This window comes from Sphingobium lactosutens, from assembly GCF_013393185.1.
GTDB lineage: Bacteria > Pseudomonadota > Alphaproteobacteria > Sphingomonadales > Sphingomonadaceae > Sphingobium > Sphingobium lactosutens_A.
Genome location: NZ_QJQX01000036.1, coordinates 1 through 20330 on the forward strand (window position 1 = coordinate 1; position 20330 = coordinate 20330).

General features: G+C 64.9%; 18 protein-coding genes. 10 read left to right on the forward strand and 8 right to left on the reverse strand.

The features are described from left to right. The 5 genes from DM806_RS06405 to DM806_RS06425 all read left to right on the forward strand — a co-directional run. A partial coding sequence (locus DM806_RS06405; protein ID WP_179042399.1) for a UDP-glucose dehydrogenase family protein occupies positions 1–1180 on the forward strand: 1180 nt, incomplete at its 5' end. Positions 1181–1200: 20 nt separating this feature from the next. Continuing rightward, positions 1201–2235, forward strand: a complete 1035-nt coding sequence (gene gmd / locus DM806_RS06410; protein WP_179042400.1) for a GDP-mannose 4,6-dehydratase — start codon at positions 1201–1203, stop codon at positions 2233–2235. 14 nt (positions 2236–2249) lie between these two features. After that, complete coding sequence (locus tag DM806_RS06415; protein ID WP_179042401.1) at positions 2250–3149, forward strand: NAD-dependent epimerase/dehydratase family protein; 900 nt, start codon at positions 2250–2252, stop codon at positions 3147–3149. A gap of 125 nt (positions 3150–3274) precedes the next feature. Continuing rightward, positions 3275–4450: a polysaccharide biosynthesis/export family protein gene (locus tag DM806_RS06420; RefSeq protein ID WP_179042402.1), complete on the forward strand. Its 1176-nt coding sequence runs from the start codon at positions 3275–3277 to the stop codon at positions 4448–4450. A 7-nt stretch (positions 4451–4457) separates the two neighbouring features. Further along, positions 4458–5288 (forward strand): class I mannose-6-phosphate isomerase, encoded by an 831-nt coding sequence (locus DM806_RS06425; RefSeq protein WP_256869142.1) that lies wholly within the window; start codon positions 4458–4460, stop codon positions 5286–5288. A gap of 141 nt (positions 5289–5429) precedes the next feature. On the opposite strand, the gene DM806_RS06430 is transcribed toward DM806_RS06425, so the two are convergent. Further along, positions 5430–6485, reverse strand: a complete 1056-nt coding sequence (locus tag DM806_RS06430) for a mannose-1-phosphate guanylyltransferase/mannose-6-phosphate isomerase (protein ID WP_372859325.1) — start codon at positions 6483–6485, stop codon at positions 5430–5432. 291 nt (positions 6486–6776) lie between these two features. On the opposite strand from DM806_RS06430, the gene DM806_RS06435 reads away from it, so the two are divergent. The 4 genes from DM806_RS06435 (at position 6777) to DM806_RS06450 (ending at position 11437) form a co-directional block, all read left to right on the forward strand. Next, positions 6777–7568: a sulfite exporter TauE/SafE family protein gene (locus DM806_RS06435; RefSeq protein ID WP_179042403.1), complete on the forward strand. Its 792-nt coding sequence runs from the start codon at positions 6777–6779 to the stop codon at positions 7566–7568. 126 nt (positions 7569–7694) lie between these two features. After that, entirely contained in the window at positions 7695–8606 is a 912-nt protein-coding gene (gene cysD / locus DM806_RS06440) for a sulfate adenylyltransferase subunit CysD (RefSeq protein ID WP_179042404.1), read from the forward strand. Positions 8607–8738: 132 nt separating this feature from the next. Beyond that, positions 8739–10649, forward strand: coding sequence for a sulfate adenylyltransferase subunit CysN (gene cysN, locus DM806_RS06445; RefSeq protein ID WP_179042405.1), 1911 nt, complete (start codon positions 8739–8741; stop codon positions 10647–10649). A 23-nt stretch (positions 10650–10672) separates the two neighbouring features. Further along, entirely contained in the window at positions 10673–11437 is a 765-nt protein-coding gene (locus tag DM806_RS06450) for a 3'(2'),5'-bisphosphate nucleotidase CysQ (protein ID WP_179042604.1), read from the forward strand. Positions 11438–11462: 25 nt separating this feature from the next. Here DM806_RS06450 and DM806_RS06455 read toward each other — a convergent pair whose 3' ends face one another. From DM806_RS06455 to DM806_RS06485, 7 genes are all read right to left on the reverse strand, one after another. Continuing rightward, complete coding sequence (locus DM806_RS06455; protein WP_179042406.1) at positions 11463–12569, reverse strand: glycosyltransferase; 1107 nt, start codon at positions 12567–12569, stop codon at positions 11463–11465. Continuing rightward, the gene (locus tag DM806_RS06460; RefSeq protein WP_179042407.1) at positions 12566–13651 is read right to left on the reverse strand and encodes a sugar-transfer associated ATP-grasp domain-containing protein; all 1086 of its coding nucleotides are present in this window, start codon (positions 13649–13651) and stop codon (positions 12566–12568) included. Before DM806_RS06460 ends, DM806_RS06455 begins: the two co-directional genes overlap by 4 nt. Before the next feature lie 3 nt (positions 13652–13654). Next, positions 13655–14455, reverse strand: coding sequence for a nucleotidyltransferase family protein (locus tag DM806_RS06465; RefSeq protein WP_256869144.1), 801 nt, complete (start codon positions 14453–14455; stop codon positions 13655–13657). 10 nt (positions 14456–14465) lie between these two features. Further along, the gene (locus DM806_RS06470; RefSeq protein WP_179042409.1) at positions 14466–15497 is read right to left on the reverse strand and encodes a phosphoribosylglycinamide synthetase; all 1032 of its coding nucleotides are present in this window, start codon (positions 15495–15497) and stop codon (positions 14466–14468) included. A 102-nt stretch (positions 15498–15599) separates the two neighbouring features. Next, complete coding sequence (locus tag DM806_RS06475) at positions 15600–17222, reverse strand: NAD(P)/FAD-dependent oxidoreductase (RefSeq protein WP_179042605.1); 1623 nt, start codon at positions 17220–17222, stop codon at positions 15600–15602. Positions 17223–17265: 43 nt separating this feature from the next. Continuing rightward, positions 17266–19296: a TonB-dependent receptor family protein gene (locus DM806_RS06480; RefSeq protein ID WP_179042410.1), complete on the reverse strand. Its 2031-nt coding sequence runs from the start codon at positions 19294–19296 to the stop codon at positions 17266–17268. Between the two features lie 69 nt (positions 19297–19365). Next, positions 19366–19776 carry a DUF2946 family protein gene (locus DM806_RS06485; RefSeq protein ID WP_179042411.1) on the reverse strand — a complete coding sequence of 137 codons (411 nt, stop codon included), beginning with the start codon at positions 19774–19776 and terminating at the stop codon, positions 19366–19368. A 118-nt stretch (positions 19777–19894) separates the two neighbouring features. On the opposite strand from DM806_RS06485, the gene DM806_RS06490 reads away from it, so the two are divergent. Then, positions 19895–20302, forward strand: a complete 408-nt coding sequence (locus tag DM806_RS06490) for a MerR family transcriptional regulator (protein WP_179042412.1) — start codon at positions 19895–19897, stop codon at positions 20300–20302. Positions 20303–20330 lie beyond the last annotated feature (28 nt).

Below are 20330 nucleotides of genomic sequence, written 5' to 3' on the forward strand. Positions count from 1 at the left end.
CGAGCCGGGCCTCGACCAGCTGGTGGGCAGCAATGCGGCGGCCGGCCGCCTGACCTTCACCACCGATCTGGCAACCGGCGTCAAGGGCGCGGACGCGATCTTCATCGCCGTCGGCACGCCCTCGCGCCGGGGCGATGGCCATGCCGATCTGTCCTACGTCTATGCTGCAGCGCGGGAGATCGTCGAGGCGCTCGACGGCCCGGCGGTGATCGTCACCAAGTCGACCGTGCCCGTGGGCACTGGCGACGAGGTCGAGCGGATCGCCCGCGACCTGCGCCCCGATCTCGACATCCAGTGCGTGTCGAACCCTGAATTCCTGCGCGAAGGCGCGGCGATCGGCGACTTCAAGCGGCCCGACCGCGTCGTCGTGGGCACCACCGGCTCGGAACGCGCGATCGCGGTGATGAGCCAGGTCTACCGGCCGCTCAACCTCAACCAGGCGCCGCTCATGTTCACCGGCCGTCGCACCGCCGAGCTGATCAAATATGCCGCCAACGCCTTCCTGGCGACCAAGATCACCTTCATCAACGAGATGGCCGACCTGTGCGAAGCGGTCGGCGCCGAGGTGCAGGACGTGTCGCGCGGCATCGGCCTCGACAATCGCATCGGCTCCAAATTCCTGCACGCAGGGCCGGGCTATGGCGGCTCCTGCTTCCCCAAGGACACGCTGGCGCTGGTCAAGACCGGCCAGGATCATGACGCCCCCAGCCGCATCGTCGAGACGGTGGTGCAGGTCAACGACCTGCGCAAGCGGGCCATGGGCCGCAAGATCGTCAAGGCGCTGGGCGGCGACGCCCGCGGCAAGACGGTCGCGCTGCTCGGCCTCACCTTCAAGCCCAACACCGACGACATGCGCGACGCGCCCAGCATCGCCATCGTCCAGGCGCTCGAGGATGCCGGCGCGAAGATCGTCGCCTATGATCCCGAAGGCATGGAGGTCGCCGCGCCGATGATGCCCGGCGTCACCATGGCGAAGGACGCCTATGAGGCCGCCAGGGATGCCGACGCCCTCGTCCTCGTCACCGAATGGGATATCTTCCGCGCCCTCGATCTGAAGCGCCTCGCCGGTTCGATGAACGGCAACGCCCTCGTCGACCTGCGCAACATCTACCCCGTCGCCGAAGCCGCAGAGGCCGGCTTCTCCCTCTCCCGCGTCGGTGGCGCGGGTACAACTCACTAACTCGGACCAGGCAAAGCTTCATGAAAACAGCCATTGTAACGGGCATTTCCGGCCAGGACGGCGCGTATCTTGCCGAATTGCTGCTGGATAAGGGATATATGGTCTACGGCACCTATCGCCGGACCAGCTCGGTCAATTTCTGGCGGATCGAGGAACTTGGGATTGCAGACCACCCCAATCTGCATCTGGTCGAATATGACCTGACCGACCTGTCCACCACCATCCGGTTGCTGCAGAAGTCGGGCGCGACCGAGGTGTATAATCTCGCCGCGCAGAGTTTTGTCGGCGTCTCCTTCGAGCAGCCGCTGACCACCGCCGACATCACAGGCATCGGCCCGCTCAACCTGCTGGAAGCAATCCGCATCGTCAATCCGGCGATCCGTTTCTATCAGGCCAGCACGTCCGAAATGTTCGGCAAGGTGCAGGCGATTCCGCAGAAGGAAAGCACGCCCTTCTGGCCGCGCAGTCCCTATGGCGTATCGAAGCTTTACGCCCATTGGAGCACCGTCAATCATCGCGAGAGCTACGGCATTTTCGGATGCAGCGGCATCCTGTTCAACCATGAAAGCCCGCTGCGCGGCCGCGAGTTCGTGACCCGCAAGATCACCGACAGCGTCGCGAAGATCGCGCTGGGCAAGCTGGATTGCCTGGCGCTCGGCAATATCGATGCCAAGCGCGACTGGGGCTTCGCCAAGGAATATGTCGAGGGCATGTGGCGGATGCTGCAGGCTGACGAACCCGATACCTATGTGCTGGCGACCAACCGCACCGAAACCGTCCGCGATTTCGTGCGCCTGGCGTTCAAGTCTACCGGCGTCGACATCGAGTTTTCCGGCGAAGGCGAACAGGAAGTCGGCATCGACGCCGCATCCGGCAAGACGCTGATGCGGATCGATCCGCGCTTCTATCGCCCCGCGGAAGTCGAACTGCTGATCGGCGACGCTAGCTATGCCAAGGAAAAGCTGGGCTGGGAGCCAAAGACGACGCTTGAGCAATTGTGCGACATGATGGTGCAGGCCGACCTTCGCCGCAACGAGGCAGGCGCGAGCTTCTGACCGGAGGACGGGCGATGAGCACGACCCTGATAACCGGTGCGGCGGGGTTTACAGGCCGCTACCTCGCCCGCCGGCTTGCCGAGCAAGGCCATCGCCTATGCGGCCTTTTCCGGGAACCGCCGCAGGATCGGATCGAAGGCATGGCGGAAAGCCATGTCTGCGATCTGGCTGACGGCCCCGGACTTCGCGCGGTGCTGGATGCGGTGCAACCCGATCATGTCGTCCATCTGGCGGCGATCGCCTTTGTCGCCCATGGCGATATCGGCGAGATGTATCGGACCAATGTCATCGGCACCCGCACCCTGCTGGGGGCGCTGGAGATGATGGATCGCAAACCACGCTCCGTGCTGGTCGCAAGCAGCGCCAATATTTATGGCAATGGGCGCGATGGCATGCTGGACGAAAGCATGCCCCCCGCGCCTGCCAATGATTATGGCGTCACGAAGGTCGCAGGCGAACTGATCAGCGGCCTGGCGACGGCACGCCTGCCGATCATCGTCACCCGACCGTTCAACTATACCGGCGTTGGCCAGTCGAAGAGTTTCCTGATCCCGAAGATCGTCGACCATGTCCGTCAACGGGCGCCCGAGATCGAACTGGGCAATCTGGATGTGGCGCGCGACTTTTCGGACGTGCGCATGGTCGTGGACACCTATGCCCGGCTGCTGGAAACACCCGCCGCCATTGGCGGTACATTCAACGTCTGCTCCGGTCGCGCGACAAGCCTGCATGCCGTCCTCGACGCCGTTCGTCGCATTTCCGGCCATGATTTTGCCGTGCGGGTCAATCCCGCCTTCGTCCGCGCCGACGAGGTCAAATCGCTGTGCGGCAATGCCGCCCGGATCGAATCCGTGATCGGACCGCTCAGGCATGTACCGCTTGACGATACGCTCACCTGGATGCTGACGGCATGAGGTGACAGTATTGCAGCCGGTCGATATTAGTCTTGCAACCGGCTGCGGCCTATTGTTTGAAATGGTGGCATCTGAACAGTTTGCGCCGGGATGCCAAATTCAGCCCCGGGGCACTAGGAGACTTCATGAATAGCTTGTTGCATCGTCGGATCGGCACCCGTCTTCCTCGCCTGTGCCTGACCGCCGCGCTGCTGACGACAGCAGCCTGCACCTCGGTCGGGCCGAGCACGCAGAGGGTCGCGAATGCCGGCGAGAGCCGCAACGTCTCCATCCGCGGCATCCAGGTGATCCGCCTGGATGAACAGATGCTGGCGGCACGCCCCCGCGCCACGACGATCGACTTCGCAACGGCGCTGGGCCATGTGAATGCGGTCGGGGAAACGGTGGGCCAGGGCGATGTGCTGGAAGTCACCATCTGGGAAGCGCCGCCGGCGGTTCTGTTCAGTTCGGCTCCCGCCGTCAGTTCGGTCGATACCAGCCGCGCGACGGCATTGCCGCAATTCATCGTCGGCGAATCCGGCAGCATTTCGGTACCCTTTGCCGGGCTGGTCCCTGTCAGGGGCCGGCGACTGGACGAAATCGAGCGGGATATCACCGCGCGCCTGCGGGGCAAGGCCCATTTGCCGCAGGTTGCGGTACGCCTGCTCCGCAACCTGAGCGCCAATATCTCTGTCGTCGGCGAAGTGACGGCCAGCACCCGGATGCCGTTGACGCCCAAGGGCGAACGGGTTCTCGATGCGATCGCCGCGGCCGGAGGCACCAAGGCGCCATCGGACAAGGTGACAATCCAGGTCAGCCGGGATGGACAAGTCTACGCCATGCCCATGGCAGCCGTGATCAGCGACCCCAATCAGAATGTCGTATTGAAGCAGGGCGATGTAGTGACCGCCCTCTTCCAGCCTTACAGCTTCACCGCGCTGGGCGCAGCGGGCAAGAATGAAGAGGTCAATTTCGAAGCGACCGGCATCACCCTTGCCCAGGCGATGGGACGCATGGGCGGGTTGCAGGATGGCCGGGCCGACGCCAAGGGCGTATTCCTGTTCCGCTGGGAAGACCCGGCGCTGGTTCCGGACCGCGGCGCGGATGTCGCGCCGGGACCGGATGGCCGGATACCGGTCATCTATCGTGTCGACATGAAGGATCCGACCACCTATTTTGCGATGCAGCATTTCGCGGTGCGCAACAAGGACGTGCTCTACATATCCAACAACCCCGTCGCCGAGGTCCAGCGCATCATCGGCCTGTTCGCGTCCACCGTGCTGCCGCTGGTCGCGATCGACAATGCTGTAAGCACCAATTGATGCGGGCATGAAACGCAGCGTACCGGCCAGTAGCATGCAGCGATTGCAACCGCGCCTTGTGGAAAAGCCCTGGGGTCGTTCCGCCCTGCCTGCCATATTCGGCGCGGGCGGCGCGGTACCGATCGGCGAGATCTGGTTCGAGAGCGCAGCGGAAAAGCAGCTGCCGCTACTGGTCAAATATATCTTCACCAGCGACCGGCTGTCGATTCAGGTTCATCCCGACGATACGACAGCGCAGGCGGCCGGGTTGCCGTTCGGCAAGGAAGAAATCTGGTATATCCTTGATTGCGAGCCGGGTGCGACGCTGGGTATCGGCCTAAAACAGCCGATGACGCCCCAGGCCTTCCGCGCGGCGGCGCTCGACGGGTCGATCGAAGAGATGATCGATTGGAAACCGGTGAAGCCCGGCGATTGCTATTTCATCCCGGCCGGCACCGTTCACGCCATCGGCGCGGGGATCGTGCTGGCAGAGATTCAGCAGAATGCGGATGTGACCTATCGCCTTTACGATTATGGGCGACCGCGTGAACTGCATCTGGATCAGGGGCTGGCGGTCAGCATCCTTGAACCTTATCGACGACCCGCCGTCCATGCGCCGCTCGGAACGCAGGACGCCATCCTCACGCCTGCCGACGCCCCCTTCCGCCTGACCTTGCACCAATGGGACGCAGGCGTCGTTGCACTGCCGGCAGCCGAGCAGATCTGGTTCACGCCGCTGGACGGCCATGGCGCCATCGATGGTGCGAGCTGGACCAAGGGCGATTGTTGGCTGCTCGATGGCGGATGCCGGCTGGAAGCTATGGCGCCCACATCCGCGCTGATCGCCACTCTGGCCTGACGATAGCGCATCCTGCACAGAGGCATGTTCAGGCGCTGAAGTTGCAGCCGGCCCGATTGAACCAGTACCACTCCAGCATCGGCCACGGTCCGCTTTGCCTATCATCGGCCGTATCGCCGACTGCAGGACGCGCCTGACGGATCAGCCGAGCGCGCCGGCCTTCATTTTCTCCGCCACGGCCTTCACGTCCTGGGACCGGTCGCGCGGCATGACAAGCACGCCCTTGGCCGTCGATACGACCACCGAGTCGCGCAAGCCGATCGTGGCGACCGGCGGACCGCCATCGACATAGATGAGATTGCCCGCGCCATCGACGCTGACAGACCCGCCCTTCGTCGTATTGCCATCACCATCCCGCTCGCGGATCGACCAGAGCGCGTCCCAGGATCCGACATCGGACCAGCCCATGTCGACCGGCACCACGGCGGCGCGATCGGTCTTCTCCATCACGCCGACGTCGATCGACACGTCAGGGCTGGCGCCGAATGCCGCGCTGTCGGGGAGAATGAAGCCATCCTCTTCGCGTGCTTCGGCCATGGCGCGCGCAGCCGCAGCCGCCACCTCCGGTGCATGCCTCTCCATCTGATCGAGCAAGGCACCCGCGCTGAACAGGAAGATGCCGCCATTCCAATAATGGCTGCCCCCCGCCAGATAGGCTTCGGCCTGGGCGCGCGGCGGCTTTTCGACAAATTGCGCAACCGCATGGACTGCGCCATCTGCGTCGATCGGGCCGCCCTTGGCGATATAGCCATAGCCCGTTTCGGGATAATGGGGCTGGATGCCGAAGGTCACGAGCCGCCCGTCGCGCGCAGCCGGTACCGCGGCCGCAATCGCGGCATGAAAGGCGGGCACGTCCGCGATGACATGGTCCGAGGGCATGACCAGCATCAGGGCATCGCGGTCCCGCGCCGCAATCCAGCAGGCCGCAAGGGCGATGGCGGGGGCGGTATTCCGTCCCATCGGTTCCAGGATGACGGCTGCGGGCACATGATCCAGTGCAGCCACCTGTTCCCGCACCAATTCACCATGACCGGCGTTCGACACGACCAGCGCCGGTTCAAAATTCTTGACGCCCAGGGTGCGCAACAATGTTTCCTGCATCATGGACCGGTCGGTCACGAGAGGAATGAACTGCTTGGGGCATTCCGGCCGCGAAAGGGGCCAGAGGCGCGTGCCGGAACCGCCCGACAAAATCACCGGATAGACGGGCGCATGAGGAGAGATGGCAGAAATGGCTAATCGTCCCTGTTAGTTCGCTAAGGCAGATCGATACATGATGCGACCAGCAAGTCGAGGCAGCATGTCGGGCGGCCCATTTGCGCCCTGTCTATTCGGGCAAATCAACCGATGCAATGCGGTGCAGCACACCACCATCCTTTTTGTGCGTTTTGCAAGATCGACAAAAAGGACTGTTCGCCGCGGGTCGCTGCGGATATGCCCCCCTGCGAGCAATCGTCCGATCCGGGCATTGCGGACCCGGGGGTGTGAATGGATTGGTTGCATGCGGTCGCCGGACTGTTCGTCGGCGTCATGGTGGGCATGACCGGCGTGGGTGGCGGATCGCTGATGGCTCCGATCCTGATCCTGCTGTTCGGCGTTTCGCCGACCACCGCAGTCGGCACTGACCTATGGTTCGCGGCGATTACCAAGTCCGTGGGCGGCTTCGTGCATCATCGCCATGGCGGTACGCATGGCGGCCCTGACTATGAGGTCATCCGCCGCCTCTGCATGGGTAGCCTGCCCGCCGCCATCATCGTGCTGATCCTGCTGTCCCAGATCGACGCGCATCAGATCAAAAGCGGCCTCATCATGACGGCGCTGGGCGTGGTCCTGATCCTGACTGCGTTCGCAACCCTTTTCCGCAGTCGCTTCCATCACTGGGCCGTTCATGCCCGCACCGATACGGCGAGCAATTTCCTGCGCTACCAGGCCGGCCTCACCGTGGCGGCCGGGGCGCTGCTGGGGGTGATGGTGACATTGACCTCGGTCGGGGCCGGGGCACTGGGCGCGACGCTGCTGCTGGCGCTCTACCCCTTGCGCATGCGGCTGCAGCGGCTGATCGCGACCGACATCGTCCACGCCGTGCCGCTGACGCTGGTGGCAGGCATGGGGCATTTGTGGATCGGCAATTTCAACCTGATGCTGCTGCTCAATCTGCTCATCGGCTCCATCCCCGGCATCATTCTGGGATCGATGCTGGCATCGAAAGTGCCGGAACGCGTGTTGCAGCCCCTGCTCGCTGTGGTCCTGCTCGTCGCGGGGTGGCGCCTGATCGGCTGACTCGGCGATCAAGGCGTATCGTCGAGCAAGCCTGTTTCATGGGACAAATGAGACCCCTCCCATATGGGAGGTTCCATTCAAATTGCTTGCTGCCATGAGTCTGCGCACAGAAATTGCGAGGATAGTTTGGTGGACGCAAAGACTCTGACCCATTTGGAGCGACTCGAAGCCGAGAGCATCCACATCCTTCGGGAAGTGGTGTCGGAAGCGGAGAAGCCGGTGATGCTTTACTCGGTGGGCAAGGACAGCGCGGTGATGCTGCATCTGGCGCGCAAGGCCTTCTATCCCTCGCCGCCGCCCTTCCCGCTGCTGCATGTCGATACGACCTGGAAATTCCAGGCGATGTACGAACTGCGCGACCGCATGGCGCAGGAGTCGGGCATGGAGTTGCTGGTCTATCAGAACCCCGAAGCGGCCGAGCGGGGGATCAACCCGTTCGACCATGGCCCGTTGCACACCGACATGTGGAAGACCGAAGGGCTGAAGCAGGCGCTCAACCTCTATGGTTTCGATGCGGCCTTCGGCGGGGCGCGCCGCGACGAGGAAAAGAGCCGGGCGAAGGAGCGCATCTTCTCCTTCCGAACCGCATCGCACGGCTGGGATCCCAAGAACCAGCGGCCGGAACTGTGGAACCTCTACAACGCCAGGAAGAATAAGGGCGAGAGCATCCGCGTCTTCCCGATCAGCAACTGGACCGAGCTGGATATCTGGCAATATATCCACCTCAACGACGTGCCGATCGTCCCGCTCTACTTCGCGGACCAGCGCCCGACCGTGGAGCGCGACGGCATGCTGTTGATGGTCGATGACGACCGCTTTCCGCTCAAGCCCGGCGAGGAGCCGGTGATGCGCTCGATCCGGTTCCGCACGCTCGGCTGCTACCCGCTGACCGGCGCGGTCGAGAGCGAGGCCAAGACGCTGCGGGAGGTGATCCAGGAAACGCTGCTCACCACCACGTCGGAGCGCCAAGGCCGCGCCATCGACAAGGATGCGGGCGGCGCCGGCATGGAGAAGAAGAAGCAGGAAGGGTATTTTTGACGCGTCACGTCATCCGCGCAGCGGGTGACGAAGCGTCAACTCCGGCGAAAGCCGGGGCCTCGTGCCTCCGGGCTGAACCTCTCCCCAGATCAACGTATTCCCCGCTTTCGCCGGGATGACGGGACAGACAACATGACCGATATTGCTGAACCCATCTACAAGACCGACGCGCTCATCGCGCAGGATATCGACGAATATCTGAAGGTGCATGAGCACAAGACGATGCTGCGCTTCATCACCTGCGGCAGCGTCGACGACGGTAAATCGACGCTGATCGGCCGCCTGCTCTACGACAGCAAGATGATCTTCGAGGATCAGCTCGCCGCCCTGGAAGCCGACAGCAAGAAGGTCGGCACCCAGGGGCAGGAGATCGACTTCGCGCTCCTCGTCGACGGCCTCGCCGCCGAGCGCGAACAGGGCATCACCATCGACGTCGCCTATCGCTTCTTCGCCACTGAAAAGCGCAAGTTCATCGTCGCCGACACGCCGGGCCACGAACAATATACGCGCAACATGGTGACGGGCGCGTCCACCGCCGACCTCGCCGTCATCCTGATCGACGCGCGCAAGGGCGTGCTGACCCAGACGCGGCGCCATAGCTATCTGGCGCACCTGATCGGCATCAAGAATATCGTCCTGGCTATCAACAAGATGGACCTCGTCGACTATGATCAGGCCGTCTATGACGGCATCCTCAAGGATTATACCGAGTTCGCCAACAGCATCGGCATCAAGGCGTTCACGCCCATCCCGATCTCCGGCTTCAAGGGCGACAATATCACCGGCCCGTCGGCCAATACGCCCTGGTACAAGGGGCCGGCGCTGATCGAACATCTGGAAACGGTCGAGGTCAACAGTGCGACCGATGCGGAAAAACCCTTCCGCATGCCGGTCCAGTGGGTCAACCGCCCGAACCTCGACTTCCGCGGCTTTTCGGGCCTGATCGCCACCGGTACGGTGAAGCCGGGCGACGCCGTGCGCGTGCTGCCTTCGGGCAAGACCAGCACGGTCACGCGCATCGTGACGCTCGGTGGCGATCTCGATCAGGCGGTGGCCGGCCAGTCGGTGACGCTCTGCTTCGCCGACGAGATCGACTGTTCGCGCGGCGACGTGATCGCGCTGGCCGACAGTCCGCCCCAGACCGCCGACCAGTTCGAGGCGACCATCGTCTGGATGGCGGACGAGGAAATGCTGCCGGGCCGCTCCTATTGGCTCAAGATCGGCACACAAACCGTGACCGCCACGATCCAGCAGCCCAAATATCAGGTCAACGTCAACACGATGGAGCATCTGGCGGCCAAGACGCTGGAGTTGAATGCCATCGGCGTCGCCAACCTGTCGACCGACAAGCAGATCGTGTTCGAGCCTTATGAGGCCAACCGCACGCTGGGCGGCTTCATCCTGATCGACAAGATCAGCAATGCCACCGTCGCGGCAGGCATGCTGCACTTCTCCCTGCGCCGCGCGCAGAATGTCCACTGGCAGGCAACCGACGTCAGCCGCGACTTCCATGCGGGCCTCAAGAACCAGAAGCCCGCCGTGCTGTGGTTCACCGGCCTGTCGGGCGCGGGCAAGTCGACCATCGCCAATCTGGTCGAGAAGAAGCTGGCGCGGATGAACCGCCACACCTTCCTGCTCGACGGCGACAATGTCCGCCATGGCCTGAACAAGGATCTGGGCTTCACCGATGCCGATCGGGTGGAAAATATCCGCCGCGTGGGTGAGGTCGCCAAGCTGATGACCGATGCGGGCCTGATCGTCATCACCGCCTTCATCTCGCCCTTCCGGTCGGAACGCGACATGGTGCGGCAGATGATGCAGCCGGGCGAGTTCGTCGAGGTGCATATCGACACGCCGCTGGCCGATGCGGAGGCGCGCGACGTCAAGGGTCTCTACAAGAAAGCGCGATCGGGTGAACTGAAGAACTTCACCGGCATCGATAGCCCCTATGAGGCGCCGCATGACCCGGAAATCCACATCGACACGACCAGCCTTACCGCCGAAGAAGCGGCTGATCTGATCGTTGCGAGGTTGATCCCATGAGTGAGGCGCAGAACAACGCCACGATGACCGACGCCGATCTTGCCGCCCATCTCGCCGATGTGGCGGGGCGCATCCTGGTCGAGGTTCGATCTTCCGGGCTGTTCAGCGCCAAGGCGCTGGGCAAGGCGGGCGACCAGACCGCCAACCAGTTCCTCTGCCACGCCCTGCGCGAAGTGCGGCCCGAGGACGGGCTGCTGTCGGAGGAGGAGAAGGACAATCCCGCGCGGCTCGACAAGAGCCGGGTATGGATCGTTGATCCGGTCGATGGCACCCGCGAATATGGCGAGGAACGGTCCGACTGGGCCGTCCATGTCGGCATGGCGATCGACGGGGTGCCGGCAATCGGTGCGGTGGCGCTGCCGGGACTGGACCTCGATGGATCAGGGGGGGGCACGGTGCTGCGGTCGGACCAGCCGCGCCCAGTGCCGCCCGCGCCCGAAAAGCTGCGCATGGTCGTCAGCCGCACCCGCCCCGCTGCCGAAGCGGTCGCGGTGGCGCAGGCGCTGGATGCCGAACTGGTCCCGATGGGCAGCGCCGGGGCAAAGGCCATGGCGGTGATCCTGGGACAGGCCGACATCTATCTCCACTCGGGCGGCCAATATGAGTGGGACAGCATGGCCCCGGCCGCCGTCGCGCTCGCCCATGGCCTTCATGCGAGCCGCATCGACGGCAGCTCGCTGGTCTACAACCGGAGCGACGTCTACCTGCCCGACCTGCTCATCTGTCGAAAGGAACATGCCGACGCGGTGCTGGGCCATATCGCCGCGCTGGCGAAGGACGCCGCCTGATATCCAAGCGGCCGGGCGATCTGCATCACTCGGCCAGCAAACGGTCGATCAGCCTGCCCCAGGCGGCCGATACCGCCTCCATGCCAAATTGATCGATACGATGGCCCGGCCGGATTCGGGTCGCGGGATCGATCTGTAGGGCGATGGCCTGCGCCATAGCCTGTGCATCGGCCGGGTCGACCAGCAGGCCATGGCGGCCGTCATCGAGAAGCTGTGCCGCATTGCCCGCGCTGACCGACGCGATGCACGGTGCATCGACCGCCATAGCCTCCAGCAGCACATTGGCCGTCCCTTCCCACCAGGATGGCAGCACGAAGGCATCGCAACGGGCCAGCCAGGGGAAGACATTATCGACCGTGCCCGGCAGAGCGAGATCATCGGCGACGCCGAGTTGGCGGGCTTGGGCCATCAGCGTCGCGCGCGCAGCGTCGCGGCTTTCGCCCAGGATGATGAGGCGGGCATGCTGCCGCTGGCGGAGCAGCGCGAAGGCTTGGAGCAGCGTGCCAAAGTTCTTTTGCGGCGCAAGGCGACCAATGGCGAGCAGCGCCGGCACGTCCCCGCCGAGCCAGGGGTGCGGCACATCCGTGCCGATCCGCTCTCGCGCGGCCACCGCATCGATGCCATTGGCAATGACGCTCGACCGGTCCTCCTGCGCGGCACGGGCGAAAGCCGGCGTTTCCGCAAGGGTCGGTGACACCAGCACCAGATGCGCGGCATCGGCCGCGACCAACCGCATCATGGCGCTCCGCACCTGACGGGACAGGCCATGGGACGGCGCACCGCGCCGCATGATGTCGTTGCTGATGCGATAGACCCGCTTGACGCCGGCGACGCCGCGACTGCCGGCCCAGGCCACGCCATGACCATGATTGCCGGCGGAAATCAATATCGCCGGCCGTTTCCCCAGCAGATGGCGGCGCAATGCCAGCGCCGCCTGCCCCTTTTCCAGCAGGCGCGACCGGCACGCATCGGACAGCAATGCGCGATGGGAAACGCCGGGCACGGCATCCCCTCCCGGCAGGGCCGTCACCAGTTGCACCCGATGCCCCCGCGCGGCGAGATCGGCCGCGATCAGGCGCGCATTGCGCACCACGCCCGTCGCGACCAGCGCATGGACGTAAACGCAGATCAACGGCCGCGCCGGTCCCATTGCACCACCGCTGCGCCGCGCCAGCGCTCGATCGAAACCTGTTCCAGATGATGGCGATAAAGCGCGCCCAGCCGGGTGTCGGCCAGCCCCTGCCCGCTCACCAACTGGAGAATGTCGGTGCCGGGATTCCAGTTGCCCTCGACCAGCATCGGGCCGTCGCTGGTCAGGCCGATGTCCCAGCCGATCACGGTGAAACCTGCGAAGGCCAGATGCGCGCGGCAGGCCAGCGCGATCGCCTCCGCCAGATCAGGAACGAGCGTGCCGGCGATGGCCGCACCGGTGGTCGGATGCCGGTCATGGGCGGTCGGCTTGTCGCTGCCTCCCAGCCAGGCGGTCAGGCACCGCCCCTGATCGTCGATCCCCAGCACCAGATTGCCGGCGTTGAAATTGTCGACCGGCCGCGCGCCGCCCGCCGACAGGCGCAGCGCCAGAGCGCAGGCTTCGGGTGCACCCGTCTCGTCCAGACAGGTCACGACACGCAGGGTCGGGAGCGCTCCCGGTGACAGGTCCGCCAGCGCCGCATGGGTCGGCAAGCGCCGCTGGATCACACCACCCGCCTGCCACAAGGCCCGCAACCGGGCCTGCAACCTGTCATTGGCGATCAGGCCATCCGCGCCTTGCCAGCCATCGGCACCGCGCCGGAAGCGTTCCACGCCCTGCCCTTTGGAGCGGAAGCTGGGCTTGGCGATGATGTCGCTTTCGTTGGCCAGCCACGCGTCCAGATCGTCGCGCATGGGGTCGCACGCCGTCGCGACCGGCAGGCCCACCTGCTGCGCGACTTGCGCAAACAACTGCTTGTTCTTGAGCGGATTGGCGGCAATCGGGAAAGCCCCCGGATTGAGCAATCGGTGCACCCCCTTGCGATCGCGCATCGACAGGCCCGCGCGCCGCACGGCATCGGGCAGCAGGTTTCGCTCCGACGACGACCAGCCACCCCGCCCCGCCCTTGCGAGCAGGCCGGCAAGGGTGCGCGCGCCGAGCGGCCAATGCCGGCGCAGCCCGGCATGATAAGCTGCGAGCAGGCTATTCTCGTCCCGGTGCGGAACCGCGCGGATAGTGAGCAAATTCTACTCCGCCGCCTGCATCAGGGCGGCGCGCTGGTCCAGTACCTGTGTCGCGACGCCGTGCGTGCGCGCATTGTCGACATCGATCGCGACCGCGCCATCCGATAGGATCACCGGCGCGACCGTCATGCGGAAACGGCGCGAGAAGCGCTCGAACGTAGCCGCCAACGTGCCGAGGCCGAACCGGAAGCGGATGAGGTTCATGAGGCCAAAGGTGCCGATGATGCGCATCGGATGCTTCACGAACTGCCCGCCGGTGCGGAAGGTCTCCGCCGCCGCCAGCGCCGCACGATCCTTCAGCCAATAGCTGTTGCAGTTGGAATAGCTGTCTTCGGAAAAGCGGTAGAATTTCCGCTGCCCTTCCGGATGCGCCGCCAGCACGGATTCGCGCCGGGTGAAGGCGACAGCCGCGTCCGCGCTCTGCGCCTTGCAGCCGTCCAGCATCTCGGCAATGGCGGACGGGGTCAGCAGCACATTGTCGGCGGTGGTGATGAGCAACGGGAACTGTGCGCCCTCCGCCGCCGCCAGCACCGAATCGACCAGGTTGGGGCGAGCCGCGACCGGCACCAGCCGCCCGGTCGAGATCAGACCGCGCAGTTGCGCCAGCCCCTCCAGCACCGCCGGTTCCTCGATAGCGACGCGAATTTCGCCGATCCGATCGCTCTTCGCCAGCGCGTCGATGACATGGACCAGCATCGGCTGGCCCGCCACCGGCACCAGGCATTTATGGGTGACACCCGCTTCGAGCGCGAGCGGATCGGTCGCCCCATCGCGCTTGCCGGCCAGCACAAGGGCTGTCGTCATGCCACCCATGTCAGGCAGCGACCCGCATCGGTGCTTCGGTCAACAGCCCCTGCCGTTCCAGGCTGTGGCCGATGATGGTTTCGACCAAGGTCTGGTGATCGACGCCGATCGAGCGGGCGGAGCGCGAGATCGTCTTCTTCGACCAGAGGTTGCACGACAGGTTTACTTCCATGAACTGCACCGCACCGCTCACCGGATCATAGCGAAACTCGAAGCGGCCATAGTCGAACGGCCAGAGTTCGGGCAACAGCCGACGGGTCATGTCCTCCAGCTGGCCGAGCAACACGCGATCCTCGACCAACACCAGCGGATCGTCGCCCGCGTCGATCAGGCCACGCTTTTCCTCATGGCTGCGCGCACGGTGGGGGTCGGCGGGAACATACATCATCGGCGGCAATATCCAGGGCTGGCCGCCGCTGCCGCCCACCACCGGGACGGCGACGTCAAGCAGCGGCGCCCATGCCTCGACCAGCGCGTCATGGCCTTCGCCATGGAGATAGTCGATCTGCGCCTGCGCCTGCGTCCAGCTGTCGACCATGGCGAGGCCCCATGAGGCAGAAGAGGCATTGGGTTTCACCACCAGCCGCTCTGCGCGGAAAGCGGGTTCGGCGGGCAGGCCGCCGCGACGGAAGATCTGCGCATCCATGGTCGGCACGCCATGGGCGCGAGCGATCAGCTTGCTGAGATATTTGTCGTCCGACACGCCGCGCAGGATCGGGCTGGCGCCCATATGCGGCACGTCGCGCCAGCTCAGCAGCAGCGGCGCCATCATCTCGCTATTCTGGAAGCCCCCGCGATTGAGCAGGGTGACGACGAAGTCGACATCGGGCCGCTCGAACAGCGATTCGTAGCTGTTGGCGATGCGGATGTTGAGGCCGATATCCTCCAGCGTCGTGCGCATCTCATGATGGTAGATGGCATGATTGCCGTCCACCATGTCAGGCGCGCCGGTCGCCCGCGCATGCTTGGCGAGGAAGAGGACGCGCAGCCGGGCCTTGTCGGCCGGGGAAATGCGCACGCAACGGTCGATATGGTTCAGCATGCGGGCCTTTTGCCCGCGCCGCGTGACATCGTCTTGACCGCGCGATGACGCCGCCGCGACGACACGGAGGCATGGTCATGACGATGGCATGACGGGAGAATGTCAGCCGGCGGAGATCGCCAGCGCGACGCCCTCTGCCACCTTGATGCCGTCGATCGCCGCGGACAGGATGCCGCCGGCATAGCCCGCGCCCTCGCCGGCCGGGTACAAACCCGCGACGTTGAGGCTCTGTAAATCCTTGCCGCGCGTGATGCGCAGCGGGGAGGATGTTCGGGTTTCGACCCCCGTCATCACCGCATCGGGATGGTCGTAATGGGCCAGTTGCCGGCCGAAGACGGGCAGCGCCTCACGAAACGCCTCGATCACGAAGCCGGGCAAGCATTGCGACAGGTCGGTCGGGGTGACGCCGGGCTTGTAGGAGGGCGTGACGGAGCCGAGCGCGGTCGAGGGGCGCCCGGCGAGAAAATCGCCCACCGTCTGCCCCGGTGCCCAGTAGCTGGAGCCGCCCGCGACATAGGCCAGGCTTTCCCAATGGCGCTGGAAATCGATGCCGGCCAGCGGCCCGCCGGGATAATCGCGCTCCGGGTCGATGCCGACCACCAGTCCCGAATTGGCGTTGAATTCGGCGCGGCTATACTGGCTCATGCCGTTGGTGACGACGCGGCCCTCCTCCGACGTGGCGGCGACCACGCGGCCGCCGGGACACATGCAGAAACTGTAGACGGTGCGGCCGTTGGCGCAATGATGGGCCAGGCTGTAGGCCGCCGCGCCCAGATCCGGATGCCCGGCGCAATTGCCGTAGCGCGCGCGGTCGACCCAGCTTTGCGGATGTTCGATGCGCACGCCGATGGAGAAGGGCTTGGCCTCCATGTGGACGCCCTGGCGGTGGAGCATCTCGAAGGTCGGGCGGGCGCTGTGGCCGACCGCCATGACGACATGGTCGGTCTCGATCACGCTGCCGTCATGGATGACGAGGCCGCGCATCTTCTGCGTGCCGTCTCCCTGCCGTTCCAGCACGAGATCGTCGACGCGATGCTGCCAGCGATATTCGCCGCCCAGCGATTCGATCTGGCGGCGCATCGACTCCACCATCGAAACGAGGCGGAAGGTGCCGATATGGGGATGTGCTTCCCAGAGAATATCGTCGGGCGCGCCGGCGGCGACGAATTCCTCCAGCACCTTGCGGCCGAGGGAACGGGGGTCTTTTACCCGGCAATAGAGCTTGCCGTCGGAGAAGGTGCCCGCCCCGCCCTCACCGAACTGGACGTTGGAATCGGGATTGAGTTCGGCTCGACGCCACAGCCCCCAGGTATCCTTGGTCCGCTCGCGCACCACCTTGCCGCGATCGAGGATGATCGGCTTGAAACCCATCTGCGCGAGGATGAGGCCCGCGAACAGGCCGCACGGTCCCGCGCCGATCACCACCGGCCGCTTGCCCTGCCAGCCTTCGGGCACATGGGCGACGAACTTGTAGCTGGTGTCGGGCGTCGGGCGGACGTCATGGTCGGCGGCGAAGCGATCCAGCACGGCGGTTTCGTCGGTCAGGTCGACGTCAACTGTATAGACCAGCTGGATCGCATTCTTCCGCCGCGCGTCATTGCCGCGCCGGACAACACTGTGGCCAAGCAGCTCATGCGGTTCGAGGCCGAGGCGCTCGCAGATGGCGACGGGCATCGCCTCGGCCGGGTGGTCGAGGGGCAGTTTCAGGCCGGAAAGACGGATCATCGCCGCCCCATAGTCCTTCCCGGCCTGAAAAACCATTCCCCTCCTAGAAGCGCGCCCGAACACCGGCGTAGAAGGCGCGGCGCTCCACGGGGTAGAAGCTGGCGCTGCCTTCGTCGGCGGCGGTGGCGGGATTGTCGGGCGTGTAGCGGACCAATGCACTGATATCGCCGATCGCGCGCTTGCCCGTCAGGTTACGGGCATCGAGGAACAGGGTGACGCCATCGCGCACTTGCGCCTGCGCGGCGAGGTTGAGCAGCGCGTAGCTGCCGACCCGCTTCGTGTTGGCATAGTCGACCCAGGCGCCTTGCGGCAGCCATTCCATGGACGGCGAAATAGACAATCGATCGGTACCGATTTTTAATTCTACCCGGTAAAAATTACGCGGCACGACCGGCAGGCTGTTGTCGCCGAACTGCGCATCGTCGCGGAAGCGGAAATCGCTATATTGCCAGACTTGGCGCAGGCTGGCCCAAGGGGTCAGGGTCAGGTCGAGTCCCGCCTCGATCCCCTGATGCCGGGTGCGATCAGCATTGAAGGTGGCGGCGGGAATGGTGCCGGCGACGACGCTATATTGCAGCATCTCTCCGCTGATGTCGGCGCGATAGAGGCTGATGTCCCAGGCGGCGATGCCCAGCCGCCCACGCGTGCCGATTTCCGCCGTCCATGCCTTTTGCAGGCCGACCGGCGTGAAGCCCGGAGCGCCACCGGCGGGGGTCTGGCTGAGTTCGCCGAAGCCCGGCATTTCCACAGACCGGCCGTAATTGGCATAGACTTGCAGCGCCTGCGACGGCTGGTAGAGCAGGCCCAGCTTGGGCGCGAAACTGTCGAAATCCGCGTCTCCGCTGCGGGCCGAGACGAAGCGGTTGACGATGCGGCGCTCGCCATGGCTGTAGAGGCCGCCGCCGATCAGCCAGAGGTTCGGCACGGGCGCGATGCGGACCTCGCCATAGCTGTTGATCGTCTGCGCGGTCTGTCGGGCATTGGCGGTGATCGCCCCGCGTCGCCCCGCGACATTGACGAATTGCCGCGCCTCGACCTTGCCGAAGCGGGCCTGACTGCCGAGGGTCAGTTCGACCGGCATCCCGCCCAGATCGCCCGCCAGATCGAGGCTGGCGAACAGGCCGCGATCCTCCGATTTCTGGTCGATCACCTGATAGATGGGGTGGAGCAGGCTCTTGCTATTATAGAAGACGCCGAAGGCCAGGCTGCCATTGCCCAGATCCACGCTGGTGCAGTTCTGGAGACGAAGCGAATCGATGTCGCGCGCCTGATCGCCGGTGAAGTTGCCTTTGCCGGGATTGGCGAGCGCATCCTTCTCGCTCAAAGCGCCTGCCAGATGTTGGCGGATGGTCTGGGCGCTCACGTAGAAGCGGGTTTCGACCCGGTCGCTCAGTTTCAGCCCGGCATTGGCGTTGAAGCGCAGCGCCTTGCGGTCGCCATGGGCGCGGTCGCTGTCGGATCGGTCGCCCGCGACAGCGACATAGACATCTCCGCGATCATCGGCATGACCGTAGGCGATCTTGCCGCGCTGGGTATCGAAGCTGCCGCCGTCAAAGCGCAATTCGAAGCCCGGCGCGCTGGGGCCGGTCGGCGTCACCGCGTTGATCGCGCCGCCCAGAGTCGATCCGCCAAAGCGCAGCGCATTAGCGCCGCGATAGACTTCCAGATGCTGGAAGAGCTGAGGATCGAGTTCCTGGAAATCGCCATTATCGTCGGCGGCGTTGATCGGGATGCCGTCCTGCAACAAAGTGAGGCCGCGCATATGATAGCCGCGCGACAGGCCGGAACCGCGGATCGAGATGCGGACCTCCTGCCCGAAGCGCGGCTGGGTATAGACGCCGGGCGAGAAGGCCAGCGCATCGCGGAGCGAGACGGCGACTTTATTCCCGAATTCCTCCGCCGCGACGACATCGACGCCGCCGGGGGTTTTCTGGACGCGAGTGGCGACTTCCTCGACGATGGGGCTGGCGGTGACGATGATCGCGCTCTGATCCGCCTCCTCGGCGAAGGCGGGAATGGCGGACAGGATGAGAGCGCACAGCGGCAGGCTGCGCACGGCATGAATGGGACGCATGAATCTGGTAACTTTCTGAAATAGCATGACGAAGCGCGCGCCAACGAAGGCACGGCCGAACGGTGAATTTCAGAAACCCAGTGGTGGCCCCAAGGCCGGCGGCGGCGGCGCGGCGAGGCGAGCGATCAGGCCCGTCTTGAGCGCAAAGGCAATCGGACCGAAGGCCAGTTGCCAGGCGGGCAACGGCAGGTCCGCCAGCACCAGTGGCGGCACAACCGGCTGGACCGAGGCGGCGAAGGGACAATGCTGCTGCCCTGCCATGCCATCGTCGCGGCCATGATCGCGCCGCTCGGGCGCCATGCCGCGATCGACCACGACATTGACGGGACCGGTGCCGGTGCAGAGCGTGACGACGACGCCGCGCTCCGTCCGCACCGGCATGAAGCCAGAGGGCGCGACAAGTTGGATGGCGAGGACCAGCAGCGCCAGCGCGGCCAGCAAGCCACGCGCGCCTTCGCTCTGTCTGATCGCCCCCATCATCGCGCTGCCGTAGCGGCTTGGCCCTTGCCTGTCACTGAGGCAAAAGGACCATGAAAGCGAAACGGGACTCTCTTTCACTCACCTTGACGTAAACGTAAAGCGAGGCTACATCGGCATCATGGACAAGCGCAGCAGCATCGCCGGCATTGAACTGCCCGACCATAGCGAACGGCAGAGCTACACGATCACCGACCTTTCGGAGGAGTTCGGCGTCACTGCGCGGGCGCTGCGCTTCTACGAGGATGAAGGATTGATCTCGCCCGAGCGGCAGGGCCTGTCCCGCATCTATTCGCGCCGCGACCGCGCCCGGCTCGCCTGGATCTTGCGGGGCAAGCGAGTCGGCTTCAGCCTCACCGAGATCCGCGAGATGATCGACCTGTATGACGCCGACGAAGGTCATGAAGAACAGCGTCGCGTGACCGTGGACAAATGCCGGGCGCGCATCGACCTGCTGACGCGGCAGAAGGACGATATCGATGCCGCCATCGCCGAACTCGCTGCCTTTGTAGAGACCATCGAAGAATAATCCCTCCCCGCCGGGAGTCCCGAAAAAC